Origin of the sequence: Sphingobacterium sp. WM (assembly GCF_029542465.1) — a bacterium.
Classification (GTDB): Bacteria; Bacteroidota; Bacteroidia; order Sphingobacteriales; family Sphingobacteriaceae; genus Sphingobacterium; species Sphingobacterium cellulitidis.
In genome coordinates, this window is record NZ_CP120709.1 from 4,154,519 (window position 1) to 4,170,551 (window position 16,033).

Annotated in this window: 13 protein-coding genes; 7 read left to right on the forward strand and 6 right to left on the reverse strand. The window is 34.8% G+C overall.

Annotation, left to right across the window (positions count from 1 at the left end; translation table 11 throughout):
* Nucleotides 1–47 precede the first annotated feature (47 nt).
* Nucleotides 48–749, forward strand: a complete 702-nt coding sequence (locus tag PZ892_RS17605) for a LytTR family DNA-binding domain-containing protein (RefSeq protein ID WP_277711750.1) — start codon at nt 48–50, stop codon at nt 747–749.
* Between the two features lie 52 nt (nt 750–801).
* Here PZ892_RS17605 and PZ892_RS17610 read toward each other — a convergent pair whose 3' ends face one another.
* Entirely contained in the window at nt 802–2,100 is a 1,299-nt protein-coding gene (locus PZ892_RS17610) for a hypothetical protein (protein WP_182497690.1), read from the reverse strand.
* A 404-nt stretch (nt 2,101–2,504) separates the two neighbouring features.
* Here PZ892_RS17610 and phnD point away from each other — a divergent pair, with 404 nt between their 5' ends.
* Entirely contained in the window at nt 2,505–3,377 is an 873-nt protein-coding gene (phnD, locus tag PZ892_RS17615; RefSeq protein ID WP_277711751.1) for a phosphate/phosphite/phosphonate ABC transporter substrate-binding protein, read from the forward strand.
* A gap of 223 nt (nt 3,378–3,600) precedes the next feature.
* On the opposite strand, the gene PZ892_RS17620 is transcribed toward phnD, so the two are convergent.
* The 4 genes from PZ892_RS17620 to PZ892_RS17635 form a co-directional block, all read right to left on the reverse strand.
* Nucleotides 3,601–3,909, reverse strand: coding sequence for a hypothetical protein (locus PZ892_RS17620; protein WP_182497691.1), 309 nt, complete (start codon nt 3,907–3,909; stop codon nt 3,601–3,603).
* Between the two features lie 558 nt (nt 3,910–4,467).
* Entirely contained in the window at nt 4,468–4,821 is a 354-nt protein-coding gene (locus PZ892_RS17625; protein WP_277711752.1) for a DUF3024 domain-containing protein, read from the reverse strand.
* Between the two features lie 1,125 nt (nt 4,822–5,946).
* Nucleotides 5,947–6,354, reverse strand: coding sequence for a DUF4345 domain-containing protein (locus tag PZ892_RS17630; protein WP_094258348.1), 408 nt, complete (start codon nt 6,352–6,354; stop codon nt 5,947–5,949).
* 728 nt (nt 6,355–7,082) lie between these two features.
* Complete coding sequence (locus PZ892_RS17635) at nt 7,083–8,612, reverse strand: hypothetical protein (RefSeq protein ID WP_094258349.1); 1,530 nt, start codon at nt 8,610–8,612, stop codon at nt 7,083–7,085.
* 1,262 nt (nt 8,613–9,874) lie between these two features.
* Here PZ892_RS17635 and PZ892_RS17640 point away from each other — a divergent pair.
* From PZ892_RS17640 to PZ892_RS17660, 5 genes are all read left to right on the forward strand, one after another.
* The gene (locus tag PZ892_RS17640; RefSeq protein ID WP_277711754.1) at nt 9,875–10,597 is read left to right on the forward strand and encodes an SUMF1/EgtB/PvdO family nonheme iron enzyme; all 723 of its coding nucleotides are present in this window, start codon (nt 9,875–9,877) and stop codon (nt 10,595–10,597) included.
* 437 nt (nt 10,598–11,034) lie between these two features.
* On the forward strand, nt 11,035–11,832 hold the full coding sequence (locus PZ892_RS17645; RefSeq protein ID WP_182497694.1) for an AraC family transcriptional regulator: 798 nt from the start codon (nt 11,035–11,037) through the stop codon (nt 11,830–11,832).
* An 88-nt stretch (nt 11,833–11,920) separates the two neighbouring features.
* Nucleotides 11,921–13,126 (forward strand): MFS transporter, encoded by a 1,206-nt coding sequence (locus tag PZ892_RS17650; RefSeq protein WP_182497695.1) that lies wholly within the window; start codon nt 11,921–11,923, stop codon nt 13,124–13,126.
* A 50-nt stretch (nt 13,127–13,176) separates the two neighbouring features.
* Entirely contained in the window at nt 13,177–14,160 is a 984-nt protein-coding gene (locus PZ892_RS17655) for an arginine deiminase family protein (protein WP_182497696.1), read from the forward strand.
* 345 nt (nt 14,161–14,505) lie between these two features.
* Nucleotides 14,506–14,901, forward strand: a complete 396-nt coding sequence (locus PZ892_RS17660; RefSeq protein WP_094258353.1) for a RidA family protein — start codon at nt 14,506–14,508, stop codon at nt 14,899–14,901.
* 283 nt (nt 14,902–15,184) lie between these two features.
* On the opposite strand, the gene PZ892_RS17665 is transcribed toward PZ892_RS17660, so the two are convergent.
* On the reverse strand, nt 15,185–16,027 hold the full coding sequence (locus tag PZ892_RS17665; protein WP_277711755.1) for an AraC family transcriptional regulator: 843 nt from the start codon (nt 16,025–16,027) through the stop codon (nt 15,185–15,187).
* Nucleotides 16,028–16,033 lie beyond the last annotated feature (6 nt).

A 16,033-nucleotide genomic window follows, 5' to 3' on the forward strand; every position in this document is an offset into this window, starting at 1 on the left:
CATCGTTAACTTGGGATATATTTGTTAATTGAACTTATTATTTTTTTATGTACACAATCCTTATTGCAGATCCTGATCCTTCTACAAAAATAATGGTCCGAGAGAGGTTAGCCCAGGTCCCTGGAATAAATAATATTGTAGAAACCGCCTGCTGGAGGGAAACCACCATATTGATAGACAGCATATTACCCGATGTCATCTTTCTCGATCTTAATCTCTGGGGATCTAATCCTTTTGAAATGCGCAAGGATAGATATAATTCTCCGCAGATAATTATTACCTCATCCAACAGATTACATGCCCAAGACGCATATGACCTCGACGCCTTGGACTTTCTGTGCAAACCCATGGAGAAGGAACGTTTGGAACGGACCATCAGAAAGCTCATCGATTTACATCTACCTGGCGAAAAGGATTCTGTTCCACAACATCCTTATCTTTTTGTGCCTTGCGCAAACGGATTCTCCCGAATAGAAAGTTCCCAGATCCGGTACATCAAGGCCGCCCGGGACTATACGGTACTATATACAGAAGATCGGGAGTGGATCAGTTCTTTAGGAATCAGCAAGATCATTCAGAAACTTGACCCCTTCCTTTTCTTACGAGTACATAGGTCCTTTATTGTCAACCTCTCGAAAATCGAACGCTTAGTGAAGACAGGATCCAGCACCTCTCTTTTTATGGAAGATGGACCTGAGATTATCATAGGGAGGTCGTACCTTCCAAGAATCAAACCTTTTATTCTCTAACCAGTATGGATTAATCCACATCATCCGAACCAAGGCGACATTTACCTCATTATCAGATGGATTTTATTTTGAAATCGATCATTACATCCCTTCTTTCGGTAATCCCACACCCCTTGTTGCTATAGTACACAGGTCCGTTATAGGTGCCCGTGATAAACCCTCTCGTGCTGGTTATCCGCGTGTTTCCTCCGTATTTATGTTCCCCGGTGCCACATTCCAAGTACACATTGGTAAACATCTTTGGTGTTCCGCCTTCTAAAATAGAAACTCCAAGAAATGATTGACCTGCTGCGTTTCCACCAGGATAACTTCCTGTCTCTGTACCAAAGCAGAACAATGTCACCTGATGATTTCCTTTTTCGTCCTGGGACCCCACTGATATCTGTCCGCCCATGACCGCGCCACTCAATCCTTCAGAAAGATCTAGAAGCTTACCTCCAATATTTAGATAGAAATACGTTTCCTTCTCCAGACGGATCTTGGTCAATAAAATTAATTTCCCGAATTTCCGTTTGCCATTAGGTGCTTTTGGATCCCTGATATATCCATTTTTACTTTCTACTTCCACCTGGATTTCGACATCTTCAGTTTTGACTATATTATGGGGCGCATAATAAATCGCATCTCCCAGGACCATACTGGAATTGATCTTAGGGGAAAGCATTCCGGCACCTGAAATAATTTTCCAGTTCTTCACCAGAATATCCTTTGATCTACCGATATCCTCCAATGCAGCTAGAGGAACACTGTCGATGTGGTTGTTCGCATTCAATGCCCCAAGTATCTGCTCCATCAGTTTCAGTTTAACTTCTCCCCCACTTCCCACAGATTCTTTGTCCTTTCGAAGTGTGACCTGATCAAACCATACCCAGTCACTGAAATGAGTGGTAGTCGTACTGACGTTTTTGGTCTTACTATCAAGAGCTGTTGAAACCCCGCACCAAACACCATCATTACTTTGGAAAGCGATCATTCTGGAAATTGGATTGCCAAAACCTAGAGGATCGTGGTTAAAGGTTATCTTGACAGGCTTCTTAAAAATTTGACCTTCAGGTAAAAGTCTAAAGGCAGGCTTTTCAGAAAGTTCGTCATGGGTATTGCTAATGGGTTGTATACTAAATTGTGTTGGTTCCTCTACAGCCCCTGGTGGCACCTCAAGATGTACCTGTCCCCCCAGTTCCAGAAATCCTCCTGTTGCTCCGATGTTCTTAGTGACGCCGTCTCCTAAAACGGTTCCTTTTTCCCGCTTTATGGGATCTGAAACAATTGGTACAGGTTCTTCCCTAGAAGGATCCTTTTCTTTCGTACATGAAAGAACAAGAAAAATAAGTAAGAAGGATAAATACTTCATTGCTTAATGATTTTTACACAATTATAAATTTCAAAGCTCATTCTTAAAACCTACTTTCGACCAACGGACCAATTAGGGCGACAAAGTCAATAGGAGCCAGACAAAGTGAAGCCCGAGCATTTATGAAAGGCTTCCCCAAAGTCTAAAATTGTCAGAAAAGTGATATTAAGTACCCTATTTTCAAAAAGAGAAATTCTTTGCACAATATGTCCGAATAACTTGCCAGAGCTAGTCGTTGGTCCAAAAGATTGTTTAATCTATCAAATCGGACCGTTTGTCGATTTAATGATTTAACTGTCAAAAATTCGGTGATCTTTAAAACAAAAATTAGCAATATGAATTTTTGTTCAAATCAGATCGGGACTAAATACAAAATAATTTTTCTGTACCTTTTGATCTCTTTCATGACTTTAAAAGTTTTGGCAAGCAATCAAATATCTGAACCAATCAGAATAGCAACTTATACCTATGGGGAAAACTCGAGAATAGAAAACCTACGTCCTTTGGCCGACCTTATTGAAACAAAATTTGGCAGGAAGGTTCAGCTCATAAGTTATAAAAATATAAATGATCTTATTGTAGCTATTTCCCAAGATAGCGTCGATATATCATTCATTAGCACTATGGGAAACTTACTGCTGAATAATGGGCTCCATAAGCACCACATGATGGAAGTCCTAACTCTTTCGACAGAAAATTCTTCTGTGAAGTACAGGACCGCTTTTGTTGTTCCCCTTGGTTCCAAGATTGTTTCCTTAACAGATATTAATATGTATAAAGGAATTAGCCTTGCATTGGTCAATCCAGAGTCTACCTCGGGAAATTTGATCCCAAGATCAGTTTTGGGCAAAAAAGGAATTAAAACAGTTGAATCTCATTTTGGTAAGGTATATTATGCGGGGTCTCACAGGTCAGCACTAGAACATGTGATTGATGGTCGTGCTGAAATGGCGGCGTTTGGAAGTTCAGAATATACTGATTATATAGAAAAAAATGGTAATAACAGTAAAATAAGACTTATCCAGATGTCCGATCCGATCCCCCTAGGACCCGTACTGTTTAATAAATCACTTGATAAAGATTTTCAAGAGATGCTGAAACAGTTATTGACATCGCTCCATATCGAGAATCCAATCGTTTTTTCAAAGATTAAGAAAGGTTGGATCGAAGCAATCGGCGCGCAAAGATTTGTCCCAGTAAATTTATCTTACTATCAAGGATTTCTTGGAAACTCAAAAGATTCCCAAGAAATTGGCAAAGATCAATTCAAAGAATGAAAATAGATTATGTTTGAATTATAGATAATGAATACTACTTATTCAGCTAAATCAAATATTTTTTATTGTAAGAATTCAATAAAAATTAATTTTAATGGTTCAACTTATCTTGCTAGAATGATGGCGAGAAAATAAAAAATTAAACACTATTATCTACCTTTTTTATTGTGAACTAAAACATCTGTTGTCGAATATAAGATAAAAAAATCATACACATTGAATTTCAATAACTTGAAGCATTTGCCCATCTCTTACTTTTATACATATAGGTCAAGGCTGATAAAGTATTTTGATGTGTTTTCTGAATATATACGGGGGTATAGACTGCTTGATTTTTCATCACTATTTCAACTAGGTTTTTTACAGTTTTCTTGTCGGTTTCTAAAATTCCTTTAATAATCTTTTGTCTCCTCCTTCTCCTTAAAAAAACCTGTACAACAAGATGCATTAGGTCATCTTTTAAAGCAAAGATACCAGGAACAGTTCGATCAAATTTGTTGGTTCCATTTCCTATTTTCTCTTCATATTGCACTTGTGCCGTTAGCCTTAGTAATTACTATTCCATCGGACCTGCTGGAGCAATTCGAGCTTTATCTGATTTGATAATTTTGCGTCCTCCTCGATAATTAGGATATCGCATGCCCAGCAATGGATATATATTTGGTTTGATATAGTTACCATGAGCCAATCTTACAAAAAGACCATCATCCTCTGCACAGAAAAGTACCAGTCAGATATTTTTTGGTGTACCAAAACTCTTTAAGTTATCAGCGAACAACAACTCACAACGAGGCGATCTAAAACACTTGCTAATAATTTTATTTTTTAGCAGTTTGCGGTCGCAAAAAATCGCTAATCTTTAATAACTTAAAAGACGATTTGTTACTGAAAAAATAATATTTGAGATTAATTTTTTTGAATGAAATTTATTAGAAATCAGCAAACCTATCTTTGCATTCCCACATTTTTTTAAATTAATAATAACACCGTGATGCTTGGATCATTCATAAAAAGTGAAATATTCGGAATTTTTATTGCTGAAACAGAAAAACATGACAAAAAGCGAAGGAAATGTTTTTCCTAGAGTTTATTATCCGAAAAAACATCCATATTCATCATCATTGATTTCATTCAACAATAATTGCAGATTAGTACTCTCGGGTTTCGGTTCATAAGCCTCCCATTTGCCCGATCCTCGCATCCAATAGAGCTTCCAAATTTTAGATGCTTTCATAAACCGAAGCTTTGCAAATGGCAAATTTATAATATTCTTTGGATCATTCCATTGTGGTCTAATTTCAAACAATAAAACCGTTTGCTCATCCCAAGAATAACCAAAATCCAATTGTTTGCGCACCTCTTCATCTTTGGGTCGCTTAGAATTAATAAAATTCTTTAACTGAACTTCAACTATAGAAATAGGTTCTTTTTTATCTGTCATCATTAAAAATCTAAAACTAACGCCTTATTTTTCAACTTGCACCAATCAGCCAGCACCCTTGAATTAATAAATGTTGTTTCTTCCTACGTGAAATTACCAAAATCTTCGTGTATTTGTCTAAAATATAAAACTTGGGCTTGAAAAAACAAATATGCCAAAACAATTCTTCACTTCCTGTCAGATTAACAAAACTTGTTTCATTCAAATACCCAAAGAAGGACCATGTATAATCAAAATATCAGTAATACAAGAAATCAAAGCCCATTACTTTTTGATCTTGTTCCGCCAATAGCGTTAAAAGCCCAAATGTTGAACTACTGAGTAATATGTGATCCTCAATATATGATACCATATATTTTCCCAAAATAATCATTCATATAAACGAATCTATCTGGGTTTATAAAGGATATTTCATCAGAATCGTCCTGTTCAAAGAAGAAGTCATGATTTTCTGCCATAAAAATCGACATGAAAAAATATCTATTTATCTTGATCGTAAATTATTAAAAGAAATACCGCAAACTATCGTTTTGGTTAGATAAAAATAGTAATCTTAAACAACAATGCTTCGATAACTTATTGATGAGCGTACTGCTTTAAGATATTGTAATTCTTCTTAGATTTTTTAAAACTTAATGGACAAATCGACAAATTTTGAACTGACCAAGTACCTCTAAGCCGCTAGGAATGTTTAATTCTCCTAAACCCTTATCTATTTAAATCTGAACCCATTTTTAATTTGATGACTCCTTCAGCAAACCACCTGCTGTTAGTCAGAGATTCGATAAGCTCAGCAAGCCGATATATAAGGAAAATTCAATCCACATATAGGCATAGCGCCACTTGTTTTACAGGCATAAACTGTGGATAGTTTGACACCAGCAAGAGGCGCTGTTTCAGTCTCGCAAATATTCTGACAAACGATCTAATTTAGCTTCAGTGAGCTTTAGATTTTCGAAACTACACATGTTAATTAAGGGAATTAAAACTGAGTTCAATTCTGCATAATCATTGGAGATGGTTCTCATAACAAAGTTGAGGATAGGACCATTTTCACAAAACCCCTTCGAAAAACAAAGTATTCATAGATCCGTACTCATATCGTAATCACTTGGTCAATTATATAAATTATGCCTTAATAATTTTTAGATTTTTGGAAAGAAGAAGATAAAGTGCTAATGAAATTCCAAAAAACAACAATTCTATTGTAAGCCATTTGGTACCAAAATCTCCTAGCCTTCCATCTATTCCTATTGTAATCAATCGAGATAAAGCATACATTATCCAGAATCCAGCTAGTAAAAGTAAGCTATGTCTCAAGTTTTTTAACGTAAAAAAAATAATAACAGCAATCAACGTAAAGCCTACTCCACCATAAACACCGCGAATGGAACTTAATGCATCGTTGTTATTGAGTTCTACTCCTACAAGTTGCATAACCGCACTAGGATCAATCCAAGCTAAGCAAGATACATACATTAAACTCAATAAGGATAAGCACACAATGAGGTACCCAAGAAATTTTATTGTTTTCATTATTTATTAAATTTTTCATTGTTAAATAGAAAGAGAAAGCATGTCAAATGTCCAATTGATCTTCAACAATGAACATCTCATAACTAATTACCATCAAACAGAATCAAAATTCTTAAATAAAGGGAACAGAAATATTTTTTTTCGACCGAAGAATATATTAAGTAGACAAACTAATCTTTTTAGGGATGAACTTTATTTCTAAAAGGGTCATTCTGCTGTAAAAGTTCCTTAAAATAATTTCAAAGATTACTTTTTAATCCCTTTTAAAATGAATCTTTAGAGTTTGCCATAGAAAAATATTTAAGTTTTAATTCAAAAGAAAGGCAGTTTCTCAGCGAAAGGTTATAGCAGTATTGTACCTTATATAATCCTAGTTCAAAACGGTAAACCACAGTAGGAGATTTCAGTTGATCACAATACTCAATTTATAGTTGTCATAGAGTATACTTGGACTTAAACATTTGATAAAAAATCTTATTCATGCTTTTTCGTAATTAAAAAGCATAGAGAATAAATTACTGCCAATTGATTTATATGAATTAATTGTACATTTACCTTAAAAGGTTAACATCTTAATAGAATTTATCAAGAAAAAACAAAATTATTTGTTTCACCCAAAGTATCCTAGATATTATATCAAGGAATGTAATTAATTACCTTTTATAGATTAAAATGATCATTTAATTTTGATTGATTAATAGATCGATATCAGCTATTTCTCGATTGCTTTAGTTTTGTTTATTAATAAAATTACCAAATTGGGCATAAACTCCTCCTTTAATTCCAAAATAAGGTTCCAAATAAGGTTGTCCCGCGACCCAACCTTTCGTTTTTGTTTCCCATGAAGCGAAAACTTTCCATTTACTATTCAAAGAATAGGAGGTACGAAGTCTAATCAATCCGCCAAGTTCGCCTGCTGTTGAATAAAAATTATCAGGTTGCATCCATAACATCGCACTAGGGTGCAATGTCCAATAATTATTATTTGCTTTCTTTTTTATTTCAAATGCTGGCAACTCCGCTTCAACGCCAGGCAGGAACAAATTTTTATTACTATATCCATGTAAAGCAAGCAAATAGCTCTTGCCCCTGAAATTAATAAAAAAATCGGTTGTTATATCATATCCAAAAGAGTTAAGATAATGCCTTATAGCAAAGTTGAAATCCATGTGTTTATTTATATTTATACGGTTAATTCCTACCATAAAAGGAGAAATGAAATTTAAATATTGCATATTGCCCATTTTTTTTAGATATCTATACTCCTGAGGACTAAGGGATGTGGTTTTAATAGCTCGATCAATCCCCAACCCACTTGGGTGAAGTCCTCTTTCTTCATAAGGTTCCTTTGGTCGGTGTAGATCATAGACCCACGGTGTAAAATCCCAACCCACAAAATCTCTCTCATGAATTGCTTGACCGTGTGTATTCATGCTATCAATGCTCGCATTATAATCGTCTCTTTTAAACTGATTGACATAGTCAATAGTATGTTTAGTTATTAATACATTCAATAAGATATTCGCATATTGAGATCCTCTATAGAAATTATCTTTTTGCAAACCTCTTAAAAGCAATAACTCACTCTCTATCCCTGCCGAAAAACTCCTAATTAATTCTTGTGGTGATTCCCTTTTTAATCGAATCAAATCTTCGTCCCTAACTTTACTGACAGAACCATTGGCATCCCCCCCATTAAAAATATTGTATGTTTCGTTATAAGATGGAATACCCCTGATAGTTAATCCATTACGATGATACTCCTCATGTAACCATTGGACAGAAAAAACAACTCCATAATAAGTAAAAACATAATCTAATAATCCCGAAGTTGCATTTGAAGCAATACGATTAAAAACCTTGCCTCGCTTAGTATCTGGTGGGATGATCTTATGCCAAAGACGGTTGTTTAAATAATAATTTACTCTATGAAGGTCATGGGTAATAGCCAGGGACTGTTCCATAGAAAAACTATTAAAAAACTGCCTTGTTCTACTAGATTCTTTTAAGTACGGATAATCCAATAGTGGTAAATCCAACTGCAAGGGATATGCATGGATTGTATCTTGTGGTTGGGCCAAACTATTTTTGTGTGCTAATGATAACATAATCACGAAGATAATCGCCTTTATAATCCTTTGTTTTCCTTTTCCCATTTGAGTAGAAATCGAAGTATATTCGTATGAAATGTATGAAGCTTTTCTGTTTGCATGATTTTGAGTTGCATGTCTATTATAAACAGCATTAATTTTAATCATAACTAATTAAATTTCGACAAATGTAATACGTAGTTGCAGTTTGAATACTTTTTTTTCTACCAACCTCCATATAAATCGATAAAGAGCGTAATAATAGAGGAAAGGTAAAACCATTATTAATAAATCCGTAGATAATTTATCAATAATGTAGTTAAATTTTATTCTTCAAGAAATCATTAATCCTCTCCTTAACCGGCTGTCCGTTAATTTCCATCTTAAATTTATTTGATTGAAATTTCCAAGTTAACTTATATGTTTTGAGGAGAATACATACCAATACATCAGTGATTTCCATATAATAGGACCATCTGAAATCAAACATTTTTTTTATAGTTTTAAAGGCACATTGAAATAAATGGCGGCTTCCATGTCGACAATTTTTCTCCGGAAAAGTATTGTGAGGGCTTGGACAGTTAATAATATTTCATCCAAAAGTTAATTTTACAACCATCTAAATACCTTTGAAAAATCCTATTCCTCTTCGATCGAATTATTCTCCACTCAAATCAGAGCACGGATCCTCCTTTAAAGAGTATGATTGTTTTTCATTTATTAATAATTTCTAGCAATTCTTCAATTGCCATTTAAAACAATAAGAATATAGTTTTTGTAATCAATTAATAATCCCAATAAAAAAGGTTCAAGAGAAATCATCAGGGGCTTGAAAATCTCTCAACTCGAATCAAGCATTAATGATTGTTTAGTTTCTGAATTTTCCATAAACAAGCAGGATTAAATGCGACATCAAAATTGTACACATAGGAATCTTTAGAGTGTTGTTGAATATTTTTTTGTTAGAAATAAGCTTAATAATGTCAGAGTTAGACAGTCGGATCAGCATATTTAACATTTATGCTTCATGAAAGGCATTTATGGTTAGTATTCTTTAGTAATTATCAAATGATTTTTTAGTAATATTATTTAAACTTAGGATAAGTAAATTTTGGATAATCGCTGTTTATTCCACTGATAGGAAGTTAATCAAACACACTATTATACTAATTAATTAATAGTTCTAATATTTCAAAGTTAGGGTATTTTATAAAGCTATTTTAGAGAAATAATAATAAGAAGATTTAGCTTTAATGGTTTATCAGTGTAAAACCGCAGTACAAATCTAACACCGATTGCAAGATCAATAATACAGAGTTTTAGGCAAGCATGTATAGGTTTGTGAACACTTTTGATATGTTTGTTATCTTTAGCATGATCATACTAGAAATGATTAGGGTTAAGTACGAAAATTCACTGAAGAAAATATGATGATGCCCATGAGCGAGACTAAATTCGAGACTATTATAAATAACCTTCTGGTAGAGATCCCAAAAGGTAAGATAGGGTTACGAGATGATCGAAAGAAAGAAAAATGGACGGTGAATATTGATGCGTTTTTACTTTCAAAATATGCTGTAACTCAAGATTTATATTTTCAGATTACAGGACAAACACCCAGTACTCATCATGGTGGCCAACGACCTGTTGAAACAGTTAGCTGGAAGGAAGCGGTGATCTTTTGTAATTCCTTATCTATAAAATTGAAATTAACACCTTGTTATGTTTTATGTCAAAATCAAGAAGATGTGGATTTCGATCCAGCTGCTAACGGCTATCGATTACCAACCGAGGCAGAATGGGAGTATGCTTGTAAAGCAGGCACATCAGCTATTAGATATGGGGAATTAGACTCGATTGCTTGGTATAAGAATAATTCAGGGGATACAACCCATCGTGTAGGAAAAAAAGAGCCGAATGCTTGGGGACTATTCGACATGTTGGGCAATGTTTGGGAGTGGTGCTCAGATTTATACGATACTGAAGTGTATGGTTCATACCGTATTTTTAGAGGAGGAGGTTGGTGTGATGAAGAAAGAAGCGTGATGGCAACTACTCGTAGAAGAAGTCACCCTTCTAGCTTTAAAATTGATGATCTCGGGTTTAGAATTGCTAGAAGCAAGACTAAATCAATACGTGACAAACTAAAATAAAAAAGTGGAATCATCCCTTTTAAGACAGAGAAATTCCTTCGTTAAAATGATGCAGTGTTCTGGGTGGATTTGGTATTATTTAATTTTTTTAATAATTCTAGATTTCAAGAAATAGCTTCATGTTTTGCGATAATCCAATATTTTATTCAATTGCAGGTCAAAGCGGCAATAATGGCGGTAAAAAAATAAAATCTGTTAATTTTGCCTAGATCGGTTTTCGAAGTGAACTCCGAAGTATAGAACTTGAACTCTTTTTTATAAGATTTGAGACGAATAAATCAAATTAAAGGCATTTATTATCAATCTGATCCATTCGTGGAAAATAATACTCAATCTAAAAATAAAAAAGGTATGTAGTAGACTTTTATCCAAAATCATACATTAGCATAAAAAGATAATGACAGACTTTCCAATTATCGACATACAGCATTTTGTGGATGAAAAATCAGTATGTAAAAACGGATTTTTATTTTCGGATTTGTATGGAGCACATCGTATCGATAAACCGCATCAGCACTTTTTTTTTCTTACTAGTGCTTTTTGAAAAAGGAAGTGGCGAGCATACGATCGATTTTAAAACCTACCCTATTTCTGATAATCAGATTCATGTTTTATTTCCCAATCAGGTGCATACATGGAATATAGAAATTCCTAGTAAGGCTTACCATCTGATGATAGACAAAGTGTTTTTCGAAAAACTTTCGCTGCACTTTAGGCATTCCTTTGCCTACTACCAACAACATCCCGTAATCTCACTTTCACCTAAAGTATTAAGAAAATTAAGGTATGAGTTCAAAGCTATTCAGGAAGAATTAAATGACAGCAACGGACTTGCTGATTTGATACATTCTAGAGTCTCGGTTATTGCTTCAATACTGAGCAAAGAGGTTGAAATAAACATGCTGAACGAAGATAATAACCCTTATAGTTTAAGGCTGATTCAACTTCAAGAGTTGTTAGAAATCTATTTTCGGGAAGAAAAAAAAGTTGAATTTTACGCTGATGAACTGCATATTTTTGCGAGTCAGCTATCCAAAATCTGTCGCAAATACCTTTCAGCTTCCCCTGCACAGCTCATCCATCAACGACTTGTACTCGAAGCAAAACGTTTATTAAAATCAACTGACCAGTCGATCAAAGAAATTGCCTTTCAATTAGGTTTTGCGGACGCACCGTATTTCACTAACTTTTTCAAGAAGAATACGGGAATGAATCCCAGCGATTTCAGATCATAATGACGGAATTTACAACTGAATGCGTCAATGTCCCAATATTCTGAACTGGCTTATATTCTATTTTTGCAAAATAATTTAAGAATAGAAAATGAAGTTAGACATAGAAATTGAACAATCAATCGAAACAGAGTCAAAACCAACATTAACCCGTGGTTTACTTTGGTTAATGACCATCACGACTGGTATTGTAGTTGGAAATAATTATTACAATCAACCGCTGCTTGGATTAATGGCTAAGGATTTTGCCGTTACTGCAACGCAAATCAGTATGATTGCTATGTTGACACAAATTGGTTTTGCATTAGGCCTGCTATTTATCGTACCATTAGGTGACATGGTTCGACGAAAAAAGTTAATCCTTTACATTTTTGTAGCAATGATTTTATCGCTTTTCGGAATGGTCTTAGCCCCTAATTTACCTTTACTTTATGTTGCAAGTTTTTTGATAGGTTTTAGTTCGGTGGTACCACAAATGTTTGTGCCTTTAACAGCTGAATTAGCAACAGACGAAAAGCGAAGCGCTGCCATTGGAGTGGTCATGAGTGGATTACTTTTAGGAATTTTACTATCTCGTGTCATAGCAGGCTTCATTGGTGAGTTGTGGGGTTGGAAAATGATCTATTATATGGCTATTGCCGCCATGTTCATTTTAATGACTTTAATGGCGATTAAGCTCCCTGATGTAAAACCTAACTTTACAGGGAGTTACGGACAATTAATGAGGTCTATAGCGCATTTTGTACGTACACAACCTGTTTTAAGACTAGCTGCCTTTCGTGGCGCAATGGCTTTTGCAGGCTTTAGTGGATTATGGATTGCTTTGGTCTTTCACTTAGAAAAAGAACCTTTTAATGCAGGAGCATCTGTTGCCGGAGCCTTCGGAGTAGTAGGTGCCGCGGGTGCTTTAGCAGCGTCGATGGTAAGTAAAGTTCAAAAAAGAATTCCTCTTCACAACGTAATTTCAATATCCATTTATATGATGATCATCAGTTGGATTATTTTCTTTATTGCGGGTTACACTTATATAGGATTAACTATTGGCGTTATTTTATTAGATTTAGGGTTACAATCCTCTCATATTAGTAACCAATCCTCGTTTTTTGCCTTAAATATTGGGGCTACCAATCGATTGAATACAGTTTATATGTTCAGTTACTTTGTCGGCGGTTCTTTTGGTACTTACATTGCTTCACAAGCCTCGAAATATTTTCAGTGGGAAGGAGTGGTTGGCCTAGGATTCTTTTGTACCTTTTTGGTGTTGTTTGCACACATCCGATTCGGGAAAAAACATTAAATTCAAGCAATTATAGAATAGAAAAATATTCTATTTAATAAGATAAAATAATGACAACTTCAAATAGTATATTTGTTCAGAACGAATTCGCTCCTTTAAAGAAAGTGGTTTTGGCGGCTTCTGAATTTGGATACCCCATGGAGGTACGAGTAGAAGATCTTCGTTTTTTGGGCGAATCTTCTGTCGTTGACTCTGAGATCAATCGTGGAAAGGATTATAGTGCAGCGCACCCTGACATTCAGGCACAATGGGAAATGGAACGCTCTAATTTCAAAAAAACACTCGAAAAACACGGTGTGGAAGTGGTAGAAGCCCGTAAATTGACTGAGGCTGAAAAACAGGTTAATCCGAAAGATGGATACGCTAATTTTTTTACCAGAGATCCGTTTTTTGTGGTAGGAAATTATGTTATCGAAGCGGCAATGCGCTTTTTACACCGTCGTCACGAGGTTTGGCCATTGCGCGATTTGCTGTGGGAGGCGGTTCACAATGCCGACTGCACCTACGTTTCAGCTCCATTTCCACAAGTGGCTCCAGACGATGATCTCACCTTAGAAATTGGACCCTTTATCGAGGGCGGCGATGTATTGGTATTGAACAATCATGTCCTGGTGGGGTGTTCTGGCTTAGCATCAAATAAGCGTGGTTTTCAGTGGTTATCAAAACTGATCACACCCTTGGGTTATATTGTAGAACAAGTGCGTTTACATCCTAATATTTTGCATTTGGATTGTGCTCTAGGATTTATTAAACCCAACCTAATGGTCGTTTGTGAAGAAGCTTTTTTAGATGGAATTCCATCCGTAATCAAAAATTGGAATACCATTCCCGTAACATTAGAAGAAGCAGGAAATTTGGCGACAAACGGTTTACCACTTTCGACCGAAGTTTACGTCACCGATCCGGTATTTAAACACATTGGGGATCAGATTGAGCAATATGGCGTAAAAGTTGAGTATGTTGATTTTAAAATAACACGAAGCTTTGGCGGATCGTTCCGTTGTAGCACGCAGCCCTTGTTGCGATTTGAGTAATACTAATAACTCTAATTTTGCTTATTATACTATTAAATAAAAGCTCAGTATTACTATTTTAATCAGGTCGGTAAATCAATTAGATCGCGAATTATCCTTAATAATTGGAAATTTCGTATGCTGTTTTGCCAACAACGAACTTTTTATTTTATACACTCATAAAAAAAGTGATTAACAGCAACTCGTAATGATATACTGTTTTTGCAGAAAGTGCCATTTTTCTAACTATTTAATTGATAATTGTTCCCGCTAAACGTGTTTTTGTTCGACTTTTCACGCTTAATTAAATAAGCGATACGGAAAGTAACGAAATATGTCAGAAAACTTTAATAAGAAAAATGTAAAATGGATACCGATAAAATAATTAGACTAAACCCCGATAATGTTCCTGCTCCTGTCGGAAACTATTCACATGTTACAATAATCCCTAAAAATGCCAGTCTATATACTTTTTCAGGTCAAATTGGTATAGATATTAATGGTATTGTCCCTGATAACTTTAATGAGCAGGTCATTTTAACATTTAAGAATATTCAACAACTTTTGAGTAGTCAAGATTTGGTTGCGGATAATGTTATAAAAGTAAACATTTGGGCAACTGAAGAAATAGACTGGGATTTTTTTGATAACGAATGGGAGAATGTATTTGGAAAAAAGTATCCTTCAATGACCATAGCTTATATAACAGCTTTAGGGCTTCCTGAATTGAAAATTGAAATTGAAATTTGGGCTAGCAAATAAAAACAAGAGGATTGGTCGCATCATGAGAGTATTTTTATGCCTCGGGGTTTGATCCGAGGTACTTAGTCCACCTCCCCTCCAAAAACACAAGAAAGCCAGTCTTTCGACTAGCTTTCTTGTGCCCATTGGTACAAAACTCGAACCTTTTATTGGAGGATTTGAGGCGATTAAATCGTATGTTATTCAGATAATAGAAGGCGGAAATGGAACTTATTAAAAATAAACTCCAATTTACAGCATTTGATACAACAAGAGTAATCTTTCAGCCTATGTTTGGAATTATTTACTCCCAAGCGTATTGAGATGGTGAAATACCGATATACCTTTTAAAATCTTTAAAGAAATGGTTGTAGTCATAATACCCCGAAAGCATTGCTATATCAAGTAAATCTTCCAAGTTGCTTTTTTTACACTGCCCGTAGGTATAAATAAATCGCTGGAGTAAAATATATCTTTTTGGGGAAATCCCAATATACTTTACAAAATTCCTATGTAACCATTTTGGATTGACTTTTTTGCCTAACTGATTAAGCACATCTGACACAGAAGTATTTCCTTTTTTATATTCGATATATTCAATAGCATTACTTAATATATGGGGAAAACAATCGTTGGGTTGAAATGAAGAAAGAGCTTTTTCTAAAAAGGAAATCCTTTCGAATATTGTTTTCTTTTCATACATTTTATCAAAGATCCGCATCCAGTTTTCGCTTATAATATCTTCCAAGTTACATATTGGATTGGAATGGAAAACCGATGAGTTAACATTAAATAAAGAATAAAAAGTAGACGGTTTGAAACGTAGCACCATTATATAGTCTAGATCGATGGGCATTTTCCAATATATGTTTTTAATCTCCCCACAACAGACCCAAGCAGAGTTGAATTTTACCGTTTCTCCTTTATCACTTAGCTGAACGATATCTGATTTTTGAGGCAGGAAAATAAGTGATGGCAAACCATCATTGAATAAAGACTGATTAGGCTTCAAATCCTTACAAGAAAAAACGTGAATTCTCCATGTTTTCGCTGTTTTGAGTTCATTATATAGCACCTCTTGTCCCGTAATCAATTTTGATTTCGTAGACATTGACATTTTAATATTTTGCAAAAAATTTATTGGCATAGCAAA